Source organism: Flavitalea flava (assembly GCF_054461575.1).
Window position 1 is genome coordinate 1 of record NZ_JBTLQH010000023.1, and the last position, 18,691, is coordinate 18,691.

Annotated in this window: 19 protein-coding genes and 1 tRNA gene; 4 read left to right on the forward strand and 16 right to left on the reverse strand. The window is 39.4% G+C overall.

Annotated features, from left to right (window positions below):
- The coding region (locus ACX0G9_RS18965) for a hypothetical protein (protein WP_459066523.1) at nt 1–387 on the forward strand (387 nt) is incomplete at its 5' end.
- A gap of 271 nt (nt 388–658) precedes the next feature.
- Here the strand turns inward: ACX0G9_RS18965 and ACX0G9_RS18970 are convergent.
- From ACX0G9_RS18970 to ACX0G9_RS19030, 13 genes are all read right to left on the reverse strand, one after another.
- Entirely contained in the window at nt 659–2,056 is a 1,398-nt protein-coding gene (locus ACX0G9_RS18970; RefSeq protein ID WP_459066524.1) for a UvrD-helicase domain-containing protein, read from the reverse strand.
- A complete protein-coding gene (locus tag ACX0G9_RS18975; protein ID WP_459066525.1) occupies nt 2,056–3,867 on the reverse strand; it encodes an ATP-dependent nuclease in 1,812 nt (603 codons plus the stop codon). Before ACX0G9_RS18975 ends, ACX0G9_RS18970 begins: the two co-directional genes overlap by 1 nt.
- A gap of 6 nt (nt 3,868–3,873) precedes the next feature.
- On the reverse strand, nt 3,874–4,836 hold the full coding sequence (locus tag ACX0G9_RS18980) for a hypothetical protein (RefSeq protein ID WP_459066526.1): 963 nt from the start codon (nt 4,834–4,836) through the stop codon (nt 3,874–3,876).
- Between the two features lie 5 nt (nt 4,837–4,841).
- Entirely contained in the window at nt 4,842–6,026 is a 1,185-nt protein-coding gene (locus ACX0G9_RS18985) for a toll/interleukin-1 receptor domain-containing protein (protein ID WP_459066527.1), read from the reverse strand.
- Between the two features lie 9 nt (nt 6,027–6,035).
- Nucleotides 6,036–6,599, reverse strand: a complete 564-nt coding sequence (locus tag ACX0G9_RS18990; RefSeq protein WP_459066528.1) for a toll/interleukin-1 receptor domain-containing protein — start codon at nt 6,597–6,599, stop codon at nt 6,036–6,038.
- Between the two features lie 22 nt (nt 6,600–6,621).
- Nucleotides 6,622–7,236: an Nmad2 family putative nucleotide modification protein gene (locus tag ACX0G9_RS18995; protein ID WP_459066529.1), complete on the reverse strand. Its 615-nt coding sequence runs from the start codon at nt 7,234–7,236 to the stop codon at nt 6,622–6,624.
- 6 nt (nt 7,237–7,242) lie between these two features.
- On the reverse strand, nt 7,243–7,716 hold the full coding sequence (locus ACX0G9_RS19000; RefSeq protein ID WP_459066530.1) for a TIR domain-containing protein: 474 nt from the start codon (nt 7,714–7,716) through the stop codon (nt 7,243–7,245).
- On the reverse strand, nt 7,688–8,686 hold the full coding sequence (locus tag ACX0G9_RS19005; protein ID WP_459066531.1) for a nucleotide kinase domain-containing protein: 999 nt from the start codon (nt 8,684–8,686) through the stop codon (nt 7,688–7,690). The genes ACX0G9_RS19000 and ACX0G9_RS19005 overlap by 29 nt, the downstream gene beginning before the upstream one ends.
- Nucleotides 8,687–8,773: 87 nt before the next feature.
- On the reverse strand, nt 8,774–9,367 hold the full coding sequence (locus ACX0G9_RS19010) for a hypothetical protein (protein WP_459066532.1): 594 nt from the start codon (nt 9,365–9,367) through the stop codon (nt 8,774–8,776).
- Entirely contained in the window at nt 9,345–10,139 is a 795-nt protein-coding gene (locus tag ACX0G9_RS19015) for a dCTP deaminase domain-containing protein (RefSeq protein WP_459066533.1), read from the reverse strand. Before ACX0G9_RS19015 ends, ACX0G9_RS19010 begins: the two co-directional genes overlap by 23 nt.
- Nucleotides 10,140–10,332: 193 nt before the next feature.
- Nucleotides 10,333–10,950 carry a transcriptional repressor LexA gene (gene lexA, locus ACX0G9_RS19020; RefSeq protein WP_459066534.1) on the reverse strand — a complete coding sequence of 206 codons (618 nt, stop codon included), beginning with the start codon at nt 10,948–10,950 and terminating at the stop codon, nt 10,333–10,335.
- Between the two features lie 186 nt (nt 10,951–11,136).
- Complete coding sequence (locus ACX0G9_RS19025; protein ID WP_459066535.1) at nt 11,137–12,663, reverse strand: site-specific integrase; 1,527 nt, start codon at nt 12,661–12,663, stop codon at nt 11,137–11,139.
- A gap of 227 nt (nt 12,664–12,890) precedes the next feature.
- Nucleotides 12,891–12,964: transfer RNA gene (locus ACX0G9_RS19030), tRNA-Arg, on the reverse strand.
- 229 nt (nt 12,965–13,193) lie between these two features.
- On the opposite strand from ACX0G9_RS19030, the gene ACX0G9_RS19035 reads away from it, so the two are divergent.
- The 3 genes from ACX0G9_RS19035 to ACX0G9_RS19045 all read left to right on the forward strand — a co-directional run bounded on the left by ACX0G9_RS19035 (nt 13,194) and on the right by ACX0G9_RS19045 (nt 16,063).
- Nucleotides 13,194–15,332: an elongation factor G gene (locus ACX0G9_RS19035; protein ID WP_459066536.1), complete on the forward strand. Its 2,139-nt coding sequence runs from the start codon at nt 13,194–13,196 to the stop codon at nt 15,330–15,332.
- 128 nt (nt 15,333–15,460) lie between these two features.
- Entirely contained in the window at nt 15,461–15,796 is a 336-nt protein-coding gene (locus ACX0G9_RS19040; RefSeq protein WP_459066537.1) for a hypothetical protein, read from the forward strand.
- A 30-nt stretch (nt 15,797–15,826) separates the two neighbouring features.
- Complete coding sequence (locus ACX0G9_RS19045; protein ID WP_459066538.1) at nt 15,827–16,063, forward strand: DUF6965 family protein; 237 nt, start codon at nt 15,827–15,829, stop codon at nt 16,061–16,063.
- 25 nt (nt 16,064–16,088) lie between these two features.
- On the opposite strand, the gene ACX0G9_RS19050 is transcribed toward ACX0G9_RS19045, so the two are convergent.
- From ACX0G9_RS19050 to ACX0G9_RS19060, 3 genes are read right to left on the reverse strand one after another with little or no spacing between them, the layout of a single operon-like run.
- Nucleotides 16,089–17,267 (reverse strand): RNA polymerase sigma factor, encoded by a 1,179-nt coding sequence (locus ACX0G9_RS19050; RefSeq protein ID WP_459066539.1) that lies wholly within the window; start codon nt 17,265–17,267, stop codon nt 16,089–16,091.
- A 43-nt stretch (nt 17,268–17,310) separates the two neighbouring features.
- Nucleotides 17,311–17,679 (reverse strand): YciI family protein, encoded by a 369-nt coding sequence (locus tag ACX0G9_RS19055; protein WP_459066540.1) that lies wholly within the window; start codon nt 17,677–17,679, stop codon nt 17,311–17,313.
- A gap of 34 nt (nt 17,680–17,713) precedes the next feature.
- Nucleotides 17,714–18,652, reverse strand: coding sequence for an alpha/beta hydrolase (locus ACX0G9_RS19060; RefSeq protein WP_459066541.1), 939 nt, complete (start codon nt 18,650–18,652; stop codon nt 17,714–17,716).
- Nucleotides 18,653–18,691: the final 39 nt, after the last annotated feature.

Consider the following 18,691-nt stretch of genomic DNA (forward strand, 5'->3'; position numbering starts at 1 on the left):
ATCTATGTACTGGTTGTTACCGAAACCATTGTACTCCTCGTTACGAAAAACTCTGCACTTCTATTTACCGACTACAATTGGATTGCCTCCGGCGATCCTTACTCCTGCAAGGGCCTTACCCAAGGCCTTCCATCCCGCTGGCGCTGGATAGGGCTTTTCCGTTGTTCCGCTTTTACGATTAAACTCGCACCGCTACACAACAAAAAAGCCCCGCACTTCGTGCGAGGCTTTGTGACCCGGATTGTGGCGAGATTTATTTTTCAACTTTCTAGCAATCAATCAGTTAACTACTGCAGACATCGAAGTACCTCAAAAAAGCCCCCATCCCTTTTGTCTGCATCAAATTTGATGACTTTAATGCCGGATGGATTCAAATCAATGATATAGAACACTCCTTCAGTTCTTCCTTAAAAATCTGTAGATCCTCCAGTTTTATAAACCGGTTACAGTAATCTTCGGTTGACCGGCTCTAGGTCCACATTACGCATGTAGCTGAATTGTCTCTCAAATATCGTACGATAAAGAGGATAGATTTTCCGGGTGGCGAAACCAACTCGGAAAGATTTTTTAGATCTCGCTCACTAACCAGTAGACCAAATCAAAAACAATCAACTTACATTTGAAGTAAAGAACTTGGCTAAAATTTAAAACAGCTTGTTTATTTTTTAGCCTTTGCCCCCTCCTTTTTTTTTCCAAAATCTATTTTATCAAATAGAGTTAGTATCTTATCCTTTTTGAAAGAAGCCTCGTTTTTGGCTTGCACAATAATGACAACGTTTCGTTTAGCCCGGGTAATTGCATTATATAACATCTTTCGCTTATACACTTCTTCTTTATGAACTTCATAGGGCCAAAGAATAATAACATCATCAAATTCTCTATTTTTTGCTGCATGTATAGTCATTGCAACTTGGTTAACATTTTTTGAAGTCCCATAGAAAGATCTTTGCAAGTGGCATTCTTTATTTATCAGAATTTCAAATTCACTCTTCTCTAATTGCTCATCTCCCCGCATTGACATTAATCTCAAAGCCCTTTGGACAGCACCTTTTACAAAAATATCTTCACAAAAAAGCAACTCCTGTAACCAAGCGCGAGAAATTGTAGGCACAAAATCTGTTTCAAACAATTTTCTCAAAATCTCAGAAACAGAATGCAAGTGGTTCGTCTCAAATTTGAAGGGATGAGGTTCAAAAGGAGTTTTTTGCTTAACAAATGGTTCATGTAATCGTTGCAATGCATCTCTGACAAAAAAAGATTTTTCAGGTGATACCGGATAAAGCAAAACGAGGTTCTTGCCTTTTCTTCCCCAAGAATACCATTGAATCAAAGCGGAAATATGCCATGCTGCAAGTTGTGGCGAAGAAACAACTTTTACCGACAATCCATTTTGAATAGGTACATTATTTCTCAAGCCAAATGCTGAAGAAAGAATAGTTGTTTCCTTTGTTCGGTGTATATTAACCAACTCCACTATAGCACAATTCCCCTTCAACCATTCAATTGCTGAACAAATTTCAGAATCATTTAATTGTTGAAACTCATCACCAGCAATAAGTACAACCGAATTGCATTGAGTTATTCCTTTTACAATTTCCAACAAATCATCTTCACAATCTTGAAATTCATCAATAATGATCACAGGATAAGAAGTTAAAATAAAATCACGGACTGTTTTAAATTTCAATAGTTGAATAAAACATTTTCTGATATAACTCCAATTCACATAAATTGTTCTTTGATTATCTTTTATTTCAGTATCGCTATCTCCAGGAACAACAGTTATAATTTTAGTAATACCAATAAACCGACGGAATCTTTCTACCATGTGAGTTGCAAATGAATCAATTGTCAGACATTTATATGGTACTCTTCCCTTCTGAAGAAAGGATAACTTATCATTAAGCCTTTTACGGGAGCCATGCATAAAAGTTAGGGCCAGCACACTATTATATTTGTCCCATTGAATGGGTTTGATAATTTCAGAAACTTCACCTATCAACCGAGTCGTTTTCCCGGTGCCTGCTCCTCCTATATACCCTTTTATTATCGACATTATTTGGTTATAAGTTGATATACGCCGGTTACAGTTGTAGATTTTGCATCTACTCTTTGCCAATAGCACTTAGCATTTTTCGGAGGTTCTTCTATCAGTGAAATAGAATTTATAAAACTTTGCGCCCGTTGGAAAGGATCTATATGCTGGACTACATATTGCATAATCATTTCATGAAGATGCCAATTTGTTTTGTGCATAATTAGTTGTTTCAATAAGATTGAAGGATCCGTAATTCCTAAATTGAAAATATCTGTTAGTTCTGCAAATTCTTCATCCTCCGTAGGCGATAATATCCATGCAACCAGGTGTTCGAGGAAAAAACCTGTTGGCAACTGGAATATAAGAACAGGAGGTTTAGAAAGTTTCAATAATTCATTAACATATTCATCACCAGCATCATCGCCATCCACTATTGGCAATAATGTATCAACTAATGATGTAAATGTAGAGAACGTTTGAACCACTTTTGCATCCTGGGTTGGTAAAATGCCAAAAATCTGTGTGCACGGTATCTCGCTTTTGTAAAACTCCCACCCTTCAGCGGTTATGCAGGATGTCATTAATAATTTAAACCACCTGAATTCAGTAAGTCCCTCCGGCACGATGACCATTTTATTCATGAGCGCTTCACAGATATCGGTTCTGTAAATCGTAAACAATCGCATCAGCGCATTTGTTTGTGGTACATCTTCGGACAACAAAAAAGGCGTTAAAATACCATCGCGGTTTCTTAAAATAATTATTTCTGAAGGGCGGTAATAAGAAGCTATCTCCGGTGAGTGCGTTGTTACTATGGATTGATCCGTCAGTCCTCTGATTCTATTCACTAATCTTCTATGGAGACTTGGCTGTAAATGTAATTCTGGTTCTTCCGCAGCCAATATAAAATTTTCTTTCTGTTGCTGCCGAAACTTGCCGAATTCCAGCAACAATAATAATGTTTGCAGGGAAATTACTCCCGAACCATGACGGCCAAGCGGTAGATTTGTATTTTTCTTTCCGGGCAAGTAAGGGGTGAGGCAATGAAGTATACTTTCAATATCCCCAGCTGTAGGCAAAAAATTCAATCCCGTTTCCTTTTCACCAATGAAACCTTCTAGCTCATGATTAATTCTTTTAACTATACCAGCAAGTGGCTCTTGTTTTTCGATCCTTTCTTCTGTGTTTCGTAATTCATCGCGCAGCTTCACCACGGTTCTACCTGGGACAGCGTCCTGAAATTTAATGACCTTTCTGAACAATTCGGAGCCAAACGATATGATTCGCTCCCATGTTCGATTAGATGGCAAAAGAAAAAACCCCAGTTCTTTAATATGACCCGACGACATTTTCTTAATATTACTTTCCTCTTCAAATGCGTCTCCTTCTCCATCCACAAAGTATCTAATGGCATTAAATTCTAAATCATCTTCGTCAAACCTCGCAGAAAAGGCAATTTCAATACATAATGTAAAACCTTCTTCAAAATCGCTGTATTTACATTCCTTCGTTATAGGGTTGAACCAAGTTGGAGTGCCTCCGTGATTATCATTAAACCATTCCGGATGTTTTAAAGAATCATTGGAAGCAAAGCCCCCGAGTAGTCCTTTAATTATAATCCTGTCAGCTGGCTTAGGGTTTCCTCCGAAAAAATCATAATCGTTCAGGTTTCGTACCAGTTTATCTTTCCCCAGCAATAATCCTATAGCATCAATAATCGTGCTTTTACCTACATTATTGGCTCCTAATAATACACTATGATCTTTCAGGTATATTTCAGCAGACTTGATTCCTCTGAAATTGAGAATATTTAATTTATAGATCAACATATTTGTTTATTTATCAAATATTCGTTTTAATCCCTTAATCAGGATAAAAATTATCTCGTGAATATTGGTGCTCTCAAAAAGGATTTCATTTTCTTTCATGGAAAGTCCATTTAATTCTGAAATGGATTTTATATCGTATTGCTGGAAAAAGCCTGTTAATCTGGAATAGTCATACGGCACAACACCCTTTTTGTCTATGTATTCTTTGAAATGACTATTTTGCTCTAACCGGAATTGAAATTCATTTGTAAGCTGCTCTGGGCTAGCACCACCAATAAGTGATATAATTGATTTTGCTGCACCGCCAAAACCGCCAATAATATATAAAGGCTTATCTGCCTTTAACGTGCAGTACGCCTCTTCAACAATGCCCGGATAATAACCATCAAAACCAGTTTGGCGCCCTCCCAATATAATTCTTGCGTTACTTTCCTGTGCCATTTTCAAACGCATGTCAGTCAAGCACTCAGCTATTATGTAGCGATCTTCAAAATTAGCTGGAACATATTCCCTCTCCTGATCAATGCCATTAATATGTTCAGGAATGTCTAATATCTTAACTTCAATCTGCTTTTTACGAAAATCTGCCTTTATTGGTAAGGTTATTTGTCTGGAAGTTGGAAAAGGGAAGTAATTAACAAAGCGAAATTCTTTATCCTTTAAAAATTTATATTGATAGGACAGATCTGAAAATATTTCTGTAAAGCCTCCATTCCGTAAATCACCGCCATATAGCAGTTTTGCTCCATTCGCAAAAAGGTATCTTGCTAATTCAACAGATATGTCAATAATATGGTGATCAGATAATCCTAAGAAATCAATTTCTTCGCTTTCTGAAACTGAAATAGCAATTTGCTTATCGTGCAGCAAATTATTTTTAATTTTCACTTGTTCGTTTATAGTTCCTTCAGCAATTATATCAGATAAATTTTCTGATATACCGGATATATTTATTTTCGCTTCTTCCATAACAATTAGAGTGTCGGCAAATGAATTGGCGTAATAAATATTATGTTTCCATCAATTTCATTTAAAACCTTAAGTTCCTCCGCGCCCAAAGGCGGATCGGGGTATAGCACAATCAGCTTTTTATTTCCTTCTTTCATTTTTTTATATATGTCAATATAATTAAACAACTCGGGTGGTGAAGTAATAGTGATAAATTCTAAATCTTTCATTTCATATTGTTGGTAAAATGATTCAAGCAATTCACGTTGAAACAGGTTATTAAGTACTTGGTACAATGTAAGATTTACTATCTCATTAAAGTTTTTCATTTCTTCTCCATAAAGAGTTATAGTAGGAGTATTGCCCAAGTAAGGGAAGGCTCTCTTTTCGCCATTCTGAATATTATGCACTACTACAATAGGACATTTATTACGTTTAGCAACAAGCACTTCGATTCTGCACCATTCTCTTGCCGAATATTCATCCGTATGAAAAACGATTAAAGCAGATTTTTTTATACTTTCCTCAATTTGCTGTTCAAACTCATACCCATCTGCGATATCTACAGTATCAAAAAAAACATTCAGTTTTAGCTCTCCATCAATAAATCTTTTGAATCTCTTAGTTGTCTCAACTCCGTCTTTTTTTGCATGGCTTAAAAAAAGTGTAACAGGAGAATTATTAATGTCATGTTGCTTATCCAGCCAGACAGGTTGAAAATTCATTAACAATCTGGCACAATCATGAAGTAAAGAAGTTTTGATTTGTGCATCCGAAAACTCAAAGTTTCCCTTTTCTGACAAATCGCCTTTATAAGCTCTTATAAACTGCAATGAAGTTGTCCCGCAGCCTAATTCATAAGCTTCGTTACATAGCGCCACAGGATATATCCTTGAACTGTCACCAATTTGTTTAGCTAATATTTCAGTATATCTTCTATAATTCTCATCAACAAAGTATTGTTGATCCACCAATAAAATAATAGCATTACGGGTTGCATTGGTGGCATTAATTGGAATTGGCATTTTAGTATCGTCAGAAGCATTTGAGCGATAATACATTGGAATAGCCAATCCCCGGGAAAGCGGCTGTTTGATATCTCTACAAAAAGTATTATAAAGACTATTGGCAAGATCTTTACCATGCGAAAATAAAGGATGCCATACAATAAAAATAGAAAGCGGATATTTCAATCTGTTTTTATCTAGCATGTTGTAATATTAATATTGGTCGTTAATTATGTTATCCATAACTCCAGCTAATGGGTTGTTAGTGCTTGTATAATCGCTCATCATTTTGGTTTCGAGTAATATGCTTTTTGATCTTCCCGTAAAACTAGCTACCATGCCATTAAAATCATATATATCTCTGATAACAGGTGCGGTTCTCACATATTCAGGCAATTGTCCCTGGCGTATTCCCTTTAAACACAGTACTCTCAAATCTGTTTTTTCATATCCATAGCCAATTTCAAAGGGCACCCAAGTTGAGTGAATTGTATTGGGTGAAACTAGGACCAACATATGACTACTATTATTGACGCCACAACAAATGGCGGCAGTAACTTTTTTTGGATCATTACTTTGATGGTGTATGCGTAATTCCGTGTCATTTAAATCCAAGTATACCTCTATGCCAGCATTTTGTAAAAACTCTGCAACTTTCTTTGCTTGCTCTTTATCGGACTTCTGATACGATATAAATATACATTTCACGCCGCTAGAAATTGCTTCTGCCCTTGAATTAAACTTAGTTTGAGAATAAAAACGGTTAGTTGCTGTCATATTTATTATCTTAATCCAAAGGTTAAAAAAGTGATCTCTGATAGTATTCTATCCAGTTGATCGGGTCTCCAATCACACCTAGCTGATAATTTTTTTCAACGAAACGAATAAAAGATTCTGCCATCGGCTTATTCTTGATTTTACGATAATCTCTGATATCTGAACAAACCTGTTTATATTCATGAGGTGGCAAAAAATGATTATTCCCAAAATAAAAGAAATAGTCACTTATCAGCACATATTTGCCACTTAAATCATTTTTCATATGTTTTATATTTGCTGAAAAGTCGGGATTACTGTGTTGGGATGGCAATTGATTCCAGATGTTATTCTCGCCTTTAAAATAAATATTATCTCCATGAATACGCTTTAAACCACCAGGTGTTATTGGCTTTTTAGGGAAATATTTTTTATTTTGCGAATATTCTTCAAAAGACACTTTGTCTGAAATCAGCATTATATATATTACTCTTCCTTCCAATTTAGTTGTCTTTGCTCCCGAACCAATAATCCAGTCACCTATATTTGCTTTAAGTCTTACATGTGGTTTGCAAGTAGCCAATGTGCAAATACCATGGAAAGGATTAGGAGCAAATCCATAATCTCTAACAATTTTATATGAATAATAATCAGGCAATATTTATCATTTGCAGGAAACTGTAATGACACTATATGAAGATGCGTTTGTAGCACTATTTGAATCAGACCAGCCAATGTCATTGCCTTCTAACGCATCTATAATCTTATCCGAATTCCAGCCTGTGAGGCAATCTCCATATTTTTCAAAACTCTCCGGAACTGTTGCATCCCCTTCACCAAATACTTTCACACCAATAATAAATTTTCCTTTTATTTTAGCTTGTTCTATTTCCCAATTAACCCACGGTCTTGTATGTGTATCTTTTCCTATTAGACAAATAAATGTTCCGGCCCAGTTTATTCTTAATCGCAAAAGCCTTTTGATAGCCTCAGCACTAACTACTCTATTGGGCTTTGTGCTATCAATTGAACCGTTTTTAAGTGTATACCCTTTTTTAGCTAATAAGTCCTTCAGATTTTGAATATGTTCATCATCTTTATTATAATGACTAATGAACACGTTTTTTTCCTTTCCCATCGTTTTCGATTTTTGAGTTAATGCCCCATTTAGGAGGGTACCAGTATTCAAACTGCTCTTTATTGGGAACGTATAGTTGTTTAATCCTTGTTCGATTTGATATTCCATTTACATCTGGATGTAATACTCTTGCATATTTATCAACCTCACAGAAAAGGTTTTGACAGTCAATAAGCTGAAGTGTCCTTCCCCAAAGGTCCTTGAATTTAAGCCCTAATCTTTCAAATTCTTGCTCTTGGATTTCTGTTACATATTTTACAATTTCTATTTCACTATAGTCACCATAATCTGTAAAGCACTTTCTGATTCCATCTTTTGCACCCGGGCCAGGCATTACATAATCCATTTCACTAAACGTCAATAATGCTGAATAATTTAAATCAATAGTATATTGATAAGCAAGGAAATTACCAATAGTTGGATATGAGTTAAGGAGTTTAAAAATAGCTTCCAAAGATTTAGCTTTTAATACCTTTTTTGGCAACTTTTCCTTAATCATCATTTCGATAAGACAGAGATGATTCTGAAATTTCCTTTCGTAGCCAAATTTGCTTTTGCCTGATGCCATGATATACGCACCAGAATAGATTGTTTCACCTGCGTCAATTGCTTCAAATAAAATTTTCGAGAATCTATCGAGGCTAAAATCCTTGATAGTTATCTCCCCGATTTCATTATGAAATAATATCCATGAATCTATCTTATTAAACGTTTTAAAGAGTAGCGTTCTAAAAAACACCTCTTCAAAACTTTGATCACCCTTGTAAATAACATTCTTTATAAGATACTGACTCACCCTATCAGAGGCTCTATAGGCGTTGGTAAATTTGTGTTTTCTTAATATATCATCATCTGTCCAAGGATAACTTTTCTCTTCTATTTTATTAAAAAAAATATCCTGCCTTTTTGCAGCAAATCTCCAATATGTATCAAAAACTTTACCTGGTTTTGGTACCCTTTTTTTATTCAATATCGCTACCGATTTGTTCCTCATTCTGCTTATTAAATTAAAAGCCAGCGATTGTGCCGGCTTTTTTTGATGTGATTTTAAATTTATTTAATTCAAGGAAAAATAATTTATTTCTCTTTTAAGAGCATTAAACTCAACTCTGCCCCCCTTATTATCAATTAAAAACCTAAAGACTTCATATGCACTCAAAATCGCATTTTCCCAATCTTTTGAATTTCTAATTTTCACTTCAAAAGGCTCGGTCATTTCTTTTATTATTCGCAAAGTTGATTTCGACACCTTATTGTTATTCCTAAAAAAACCTTTCCGTTTAGCTTCATTAAATATAACCATTGATAATGCCTCTTCAGTAATTGTCGCTCTTGCCCCATCTTCAATCTCATCAAGAATCTCATCACTTTTTCTTTTGCATTTCATCATCGCTCTTGTACAAGGAGACCACCCGAGCAGAGTTGCAAAAGTGTAGTGAAAAATATCATGGTACCGATAGAAATCGCCCTTGTGGGAATTATCATTAATAATATCACCTACCTGTTTGCTGTCGTTCAATACAACCCTTACTTCACCTTTTTTACCCAAACCAACTTCTTTGAATGAAACAGAAAAAGAACGGGGAATTTGTTCATTCACTGGGCATCCTGCATCGAAGAAATCGAAACTATTTGCTTTTTGTTGTATCATTTTGATGGATTCTAGTTTTAAGAACACTATCTATTTTGAATGACACCAAGCTATCAATCTTATAACTTCTTAAGGCGCTATCAATGTTTTCCGTTAATCGCTTTTCTTTGATTGCAATATTATATCCTTCATTAAATTTAGAAGTATTCCATAATGAATTTAAAGAAAGAGTAATGCCAATTCCAATTAAAATACCTGCTGCCCATTTTAAATTAGTAAGTAATGATTCATTAGATTTGATTCTTTCTAATAAAACATTAGGCGACGCTAATTCCCCTTTTAATAAACTTATATTGTCAGCGGATATCCCTTGCTGGTTTTTATGTTTACCTGCATACGGTGTTGAGCTACTCGTCAGTTTACTAAACCATATCATGAAATATGGTTCACCTTTATCCAACACTATTGTAGCAGGTCCAGCATTATATACAGAGAAAATAATTTTACCTACGAATCCAGGATCTACATGAAAACCAGAAACATTAACAAGCCCTTTTATTTTTTGACTAAATTTTATTGAAATAAAAGCAAGAATATCGTTTGGTATAGTTACGGTTTCACCCGTTAAAAGTAAAGCAAATTGGCCTGGCTTTATAACAACCTGAGAGTTCCCATCATCGAGAATCTCTTTCTTACCTGTAGAAGAATCAGTTAAGTAAACTTCAGCGCCCAAACTCAATCCATAAGCGACATTATCGATTCGTTCCGACTTGAACGGATCAATACATTTTGGCAATAATTCTACTAATTCTTTAGTTCCTAAATAAGCCATACTATTTATTTTTTAGCCCGTAAATTATTGATTTTTCATTATTAGAAATGATAGCATACTTCCGTTCAATGTTTCTGTTTAATTTTACCAACCCACTGAATCATTAGACTCTAACGCCTTGTCTTAAATATTTCATTCCTTTGTCCTTTAAACCTCTAAATATTAATTAGTCATATAATCAATTTTGGATTAACTATTTGGGAATTGTTGCCACTACAATTCCTTGAATTTGAAAGTTTCTTGTAAGAATTATAGGTTGATGGCTATTATTACTAGACTTTGGTAAAAGAGTAACAAAATCACCTCTGTGTTGATACTCTTTCACTGTCGCTTCGCCATCAATAAGTGCTACTACATTTTGGCCATTATTGGCGACCGGCTGTTGCATAACTAAAATTAAATCCCCCTCATTTATTCCTGCTTTATCCATTGAATCACCAACCGCGCGCAATAAAAAATATTTAGCCCCAGTGCGGGCCAATGAGGTTGAAACCGAGATCATCGCTTCGATGTTCTCTTCTGCAAGCATGGGCATTCCGCAGGTCACGTTTCCAACAAGAGGAACACTAACAGTCCTGGCCATTGTTTCTGTTTCCAGATCTCGTATCATTTGAAAACTACTGTCAGGCTTTTTCTTCAAAAAGCCTGATTTTTCAAGCTCTGCCATTAAAAGCATGGCTGAACGAGGAGATTTATAGCCCATTTCATTCATTAAGTCCCTAATAGAAGGTACCTTTCCGTAATGCATTAACCAGTTGCGGATATGCTTCAACGCCTCTTTCGCTTTAATACCTAAATCTTCTTCACTCATAATACGACCTGTATAATACTGTATAATATCAAAAATATAAACTTTCTACGGATTTATGCAAATATTTTATTATAAGTGGATTATTTGTGAATAAATGTCGGAAATACTAACACAATTAGCAAAGCCAGATAATAAAATTAGGGAGTCTGATTATAAAATCGCCCCCCATTACGAATACAGTTCGTCCTATCTGACACTCTTTAAAGAAATAACCTTACCCATAGCCAGGGGCGGTGTTTTTCCGCTTTTAAGACTTCCATCTTCATTAAACAACTTTTTCTCGACCGTCTCCATACTTTCACTAATAGCCGTACGATTGGCCCGGACATATATTTCAGTAGATTTGACAGATTTTTGGCCAAGCATTCTTCCAATAGTTTTAAGCGGAACACCATTGTTATAAGCTACCTCATTGGCAAAGAAAAAGCGGGCTTTATGGGTACGTAACACTATCTTAATGCCCGATAAATCAGCAATAACTTTAAGACACCGATTGTATTCCGGGTTGGTGGGTACCGGAAAAAGCTTATTCCTGGCAATACATACCGAGTGATTTCTGTATTTGTCAATCAGCTCTAAAGGTAGTGGTAGGAGCGGCAGTGTCTCATCACCATTTGTTTTCTGCCTACTTTTATTAACCCACTTCTTTCCATCGATTCCAGTAATAATATCAGCCGGCCCCAAAGTATATATTTCTTGATAAGAAAGGCCAGTGAAACTGCTAAAAATGAAAATATCCCGGATGACATTCAACTTTGGGTTTTCAAATTCTGTATCGAGTAATTTTTCCAATTCCTTCATAGTTAGCCAATCGTGATGGGGATCAATGTATGTGCAAGTGAAAGATGTAAAAATATTGGCGGTCATCCAACTATTCGATACACACCTATCGATGATCTCCTTAATACATTGAGCAAATTTCATGGCGGTGTTTTCAATCACCTTTTTTTGAACCATGCAAAAATTCTTCAGTTGATCCAAAAACCTAAATTCGAGTTGGTGCAAAGGAATATCGATAGACTTATAGCGATATTCTAAGAATTCGATAAACCGGCGTTTTCGCCCGAACATTTTTTCAAGAGTATTAGGCGAACGGTGCCCCACCGCGGCCAACTGTAAAAAATGTAACAGATGCTCGTCCACTGCAAGCATAAGAGTTTTAGTCCAGGATTTATCATCAAAAATTACTGCTGCCTCCTTTGCCATTTTCTCAATTGCCTGGTCCAACCTCTTTTTTTCACGCTCCAATAGCTCCTTCCTTGTTTGGGCAGGGATTCGTCCGTGTTTATAAGCATCGACATACTTACTATAATACCCCAGGTACTCCCCGATCAACTTGTCCAGAGATTCGCTAAAGGCCAAATTCCTTATTTTCTCCTCCTTGGCCTTCTCTACCCGTCGAGGCATTTTGTATGCGGCAAATACTGCCTGAGGAGTAGCAATTTCCCGCTGCGCCTGGACAAGGTCAAAATGCCTATCCAGGTCTACCTTAACATGGCCAATCTTTTTATTAAGCGCTTTATGAGCCGGATCACCAGGCAATACGGTTTTTTGAGAGTTATCCCAGTGGTCGGGATGGATTTTGATACCTAGCGACATTTCTTCCTGTAATCCGTCAATAGTCAGGCGCACATAGACGGGGGCTTTCCCGTCAGCGGTCATTTTTTTACGTTTGACGTAAAAAAGAATAAACACACTTTGATTAACGTACATAGGTTTCACTTTTAATGTTTTAAAAATAAAATTCAAGAGAAGTAGAAAGCCATCTAGAATTCATGGGGGCCTATCAATTGAGGCCCCCATAGGGGTCCCCGAATTAGGCGCCAAATCAATTAGTTACGTTTAAATTAAATCGATGAAGAAAGTTAGGTAAAATCTGCCAAGATCCACTCCGGGTGAGGGTTTCAATGAAAAAAGGCACCTTTCTGAGATGCCTTTTGTGACCCGGATTGGATTCAAACCAATGACCCCAAACTTAGAAGGTTTGTGCTCTATTCAGCTGAGCTACCGGGCCTGATGTTTTGTTTACGGTCTCCGACTTGACTCCGCTCCTACTAATAGGTAGCCGGAAGCCCCGAAACGGCGGCGAAGTTAGAAAAAAAGGATGAAGACACCAAACCGTTTTAGTCTATAAACGGTCAAAAGTAAACAGTTTAAACAGCAGGCCAGCCCCTGGGGCAGCTGGTAAAATTGATTTCCGATTGCAAGCCTGTTTTTGTAACTTAATATCAAATTCGCTTGCCATGGCTAACTTCGACACCTCTCACGTCAAGAATATAGTCCTGTTGGGCCATGCCGGCTGTGGCAAGACGACACTCGCGGAATGTATGCTCTTCGAAGCAGGACTGATCAACCGCCGCGGAACCATCGAGGAAAAAAATACCGTCAGTGATTTTTACGAATTGGAGCAACATCGGGGAAATTCCGTTTTTTCCAAGCTTTTGCATACCCAATGGCGCGGCTATAAGATCAATATCCTGGACACGCCGGGATATGACGATTTTGTGGGAGAGATGCTTTCGGCCCTCCGCGTTGCCGATACCGGGGTCGTGCTCCTGAATGCCAGTTTTGGGGTAGAGGTAGGAACGGATATTATCTGGGAATATACGGAGCAATTTAGAACACCAATAATATTGGCTGTCAATAAGTTAGATCAGGATAAGGCAGATTTTGACAAGACGGCTGCACAAGCCGCCGATCATTTTGGAACGGGAGTTGTCGTCGTCCAATATCCCCTTAACCAGGGACTAGGGTTTAATGCCATTATCGATGTCCTGCATATGACGCTCTATAAATTCCCGGAAGTGGGGGGCAAACCCGAAAAGCTCCCTATCCCGGATGCAGAAAGGGAAAAAGCAGACCAGCTGCATAAAGAACTGATCGAAGCCATTGCGGGCAATGATGAATCCCTGATGGAAAAATATTTTGACAAAGGAGAACTGAATGAAGATGAAATGAGGGCAGGCTTAAAAAAAGCCATGATCAATCACGACCTATTCCCCCTGTTCTGTCTATCCGCTCAAAAGAATATGGGAAGCGGGCGGATCATGGGCTTTATCGATAATGTCTGCCCTGGCCCCGCCGACGCCCCGCCACAACAAACACTTTCGGGGCAATCCCTTCCCTGCGATGCCGACGGTCCGGTCTGTATTTTTATTTACAAAACCATCTCGGAAGCCCATATCGGAGATATGTCCTTCTTCAAAGTTTACTCCGGAACCATGAAATCGGGAATGGAATTGGTGAACGAATCCAATGGCGTAACCGAAAGATTCAACCAGCTATTTGTTGTAGAAGGCAGCAAACGCACCGCCGTAAACGAATTACTCGCCGGAGATATCGGCGCTACTGTCAAACTGAAACATACCCATGTAAATAATACGCTCCATATAAGGGGTAAGAATCTCGAACTGCAACCCATTGATTTTCCTTCTCCGTTGATGACCATTGCCATCGAGTCTACACAGAAAGGAGACGAAGAGAAACTATCGCTGGCCCTGCACCAGGTACAGGAGGAGGATCCCACGGTGATCGTGGAAGTATCCCAGGAATTAAAACAAACGCTGATTCATTGTCAGGGTGAGCTGCATTTATCCGTTATCAAATGGAAACTGGAACATATTTCCCGAAATCTCCATGTTCAATTCAGCAGACCCCGCATTCCCTATAGGGAGACGATCCGCAAACCGGTACAATCCAGTTACCGCCATAAAAAACAATCTGGCGGTGCCGGTCAGTTCGGTGAAGTCTATATGCAGGTAGAACCCTGGTATGAAGGGATGCCCGATCCAAAAGGGCTTTCCGTAAGAGGCCGGGAAGAATTTCCCCTGCAATGGGGAGGAAAGCTGATTTTCCTGAACTGTATCGTAGGAGGCGCTATCGACCAACGTTTTCTACCTTCCATTCTCAAAGGCGTTATGGAAAAAATGCACGAAGGGCCACTCACGGGATCCTATGTACGGGATGTACGGGTGATCGTATATGATGGAAAAATGCACCCGGTGGACTCCAATGACCTTTCCTTTAAAATAGCCGGTCTGATGGCTTTCAAGCAGGCCTTCCAACAGGCAGACCCACAAATCCTGGAACCCATTTATACGGTTACCGTGCTTTGCCCGGATGACCAGACCGGTGGCATTATCAGCGATCTGCAAACCCGCCGGGCCATCATCGAAGGCATGGATACAGAAGGACATTTCACCAAGATCATCTCCCGGGTACCCCTGGCCGAATTACATGATTATTCCTCTTCGCTCCGGTCTATTTCACAGGGCCGCGCCAAGTTCAGAATGCAGCTCCACGAATATTCGCCCGTTCCTTTCGATATGCAAAGAAGGCTGATCGACGAATACCATAAACACGCCGCCCACCAGGAGGCTTGATAAAGCCATAAAGAAGGTTGATAAAGCAGTTAAGATCCTTGAAATAGCCATTTATGTGGTGCATAAATGAGTTTTGCTAAATTTATTAGTATTCCTTACTTTTACCAGACACAACAACCTGACCGTCCATGCCTTTTTACAAAATAATGGTCTTATTGAGACCCACCTCCTATCCCGGGACCCCAAGGGAGATCTCGGTTATTCGATATTTAAAGGAAACTGATATTGACAAGGTTTGGCATATGCTGGATATTAAGAGCCGGGAAAAATGGGCGGAGGCGGTCAAGGATTTTGATTGTGTGCAGATCAGCAAGCGGTCTGCCGATTATCAGGTATATTTAAAACAGGAAGCTGGAAAAAAGGGCGCTACTAATTCGCAGGAGTTTAGTGATATTCCACCTGCTGCGGTTTTGGAGCCAGGGAAACCCAGTGATTGGGGAAAGTATCGGAATAAAAAAGAATAATAGAATTGGAGAATAATTAATTACTGAATTATGGAAATTACCGACGATGAACCTTCGCTTGCCGAATTACGCAGTTTTTTCGGGACATGTTCTTTTCCGAAAACGGTTCAATTGGGGCCTGGTGAACTAATAGTGGATGTTCCTCATTTTGTGGAGAGGAATTTAATTGTGTTATCGAATGATCCTCCAGCGGCCGTTCGAATTCCGCATCTGGAAAGATTAATTGCTTTGTATAGGATATTGTCCGCATCTGGAAAAGCAGGGTGATGAAATTAAAGGAAACTAAAGAAAACTAGAGGCTGTTTATTTTTTGTAGGAGGATTTCCTTGTCATTTTGCGTGATAGCCAACCCATACGCTTTTTGAAAACTGGTTTTGGCATTTTTATGACCGAGGTTTTTTTGTAGTTCTCCAAGCAGCGTAAAATAGAAATGACTGTTATCCAGCTTCAGCTTCTCGGCTTCGATCAGGGCAAGTGTGGCACCTTTGGCTTTATATAAGGCATAGGTTCGGTTCAGCGCAACGCTCGGTGAATAATTAATCTGGAGCAGTTCATTGTACAACTTCAGGATTTTATCCCATTTTTCCGGGGGATCGTTTTTTTGGGAATGCCAATATGCGATCCTGGCTTCCAAATGATAAGAAGTCATTTCGTCGCCCTGCGCCGAAAGGGCTAAAAAAAAATCGCCTTTACTAATCAGGTTGTCATCCCATAGTTCCTTATCCTGGTTCTCATAAAGGATCTGGGAATTGTCAGTAGCCTGCCTGGCCTTAAACCGGGAAGAGTGATAACAGATCAGCGCAATCAAGGCATTTGTCCGGGGGAGATTTGTCTTTTCAAAACGCGTCAGGAGCACCCCCAAATGTAGGGCCTCTACACATAGATCCTTCCTCAGCGTTTCATTTTTTGTTTTGGAATAATAGCCTTCATTAAAAAGCAGATAAATGATGTGTAATACATTATCGAGACGGTTGTTGATTTCCGGCCCCTGTGGCATTTCCAGCGGCACGTTTTCCTTTCTTAGTTTCTCCTTAGCCCGGAACAGCCTCTTGTTGATCGTCTCTTTATTCGTTAAGAAAGCTTCTGCGATCTCATCGATCCCAAAACCGCAAAGGATGCGTAATGCCAGCCCGATCTGGGCTTCGCTTACGATGGCCGGGTTGCAGATGGCGAATAACATCTTCAGCTGGCTATCCATGATATTCCCGTCGGAAAAATCAGGATCCTCCGGCTGAAGCGGATCTTCCTGACCGGTCATTAGTATGGGAACTACTTTCCTGTTAAAAATCTTATTACGCTTGAAATAATGGGATGTTTGATGTTTGGCTACTGTATAAAGCCATGCCGAGGGGTTCTCCGGCATTTCTTTGGTAGCCCATGTTTCGGCTGCCAGTAAAAAAGTTTCGCTAACGATGTCCTCGGCAATGTCAAGATGCTGTAAGCCAAAAAGGTTGCTTATTACAGCAACCATTTTTGAGAATTCATTTCGGAATAATCTTGCTATTATATCGGGGTCATTTTTCATTTTCCATAGCAATGATGGCCTTATTATTTCCTACAAAAGGTCTGACTTCCACATTGCCTCCGATATCGAATATAGGACAACCATGCGCAAGGGTGATAGCCTCGTCTATATTTTCTGCCCTGACGATCATGAACCCGCCTAATTGTTCCTTGAGCTCTACAAAAGGGCCATCTGATACGACCCCGCTGGCCTTCAGGACCTTTCCGTCAAAGGAAAGGCGCCTGGTAGTGACAAATTTCCCCTGAGCCGCAATGCCGGCAGCCCAATCATCCCATAAAGGCAGGTTTGCTTTCAGCTGTTCCGGGGAGGGCAGGCAATCTCCTGCCAGATGCCTGAAGACGAGTGCAAATTCTTCCATAGTATTTTACTTATAACAAATTTAAGGAATTCAATTAAGCCAGCCCGAGTTTAGGTTTTACCCATTTGGCATATCTGGCAATAGCCTCGTTTGATTCGGGGGCACGGCCGGCAGCCATATGGAAAGTATGCTGCATACCGGGGAAAATATCAAAGCTAACATCAATGCCGGCTTTTCTGGCACGTTCCGCAAACAAAGTGCTGTCATCCAACAGCATTTCATCGCCGCCAGCCTGCAAATAAACCGGAGGAAGACCCGTGAGGTCGGCGTAGACCGGGCTTGCGTATGGGTCTTTGGGGTTGCCTTTTTCTCCGACAAACATGCCCGCCATTTGGCTTATCCATGCTGCTGTAAAAAGGGCATCTTTACCGGCATTATACACATAGGATTCCCCGCTTCCCTCCATATCCAACCAGGCACCGAAGGGCATACCTGCAGCCGGCAAAGGCAATCCTTTGTCACGGGCAAGCAATAAAGTCGTGATGGAAAGGTTGCCGCCAGCCGAATCTCCGGCAAAGGCTATATGTTTTGCTCCGATACCCTGGTCCAGCAGCCATTTGTAGGCGGCCAATGCTTCATTCACCTGGGTCGGATACTGGTGTTCAGGACTGCGGCTATAATTTAAAATCAATGCCCGGCAGCCAATAGCCTTGGCAAAATGACCGAAGAGCTTTCTATGTGTGTACATCGAGCCGCTGAAAAACCCTCCGCCATGAAAACACAGGATCACGCGGTCGGCTGTGCATCCTTTCGGAACTGCCCACATGGCCTCTACACCACCTGCATCGGTCTCGATGTAGTCCACACCACCTGGCTCTGCGGTAAGACGTTGCCAGTTTTCACCAAAGTCACGCGCCGCGTCCAGGGATTCATGATTAGGCGCAGCAGCAGCACTCTCCAGCCAATATTTGCGTACTTCGTCCACTTGTTTGCTTGGTTTTCCAGCTACTTGCTGATCCTTTCCAGTTGTCATAATTGGTAGATTTTTTAGTAGATTTTTGTTTATCTACCC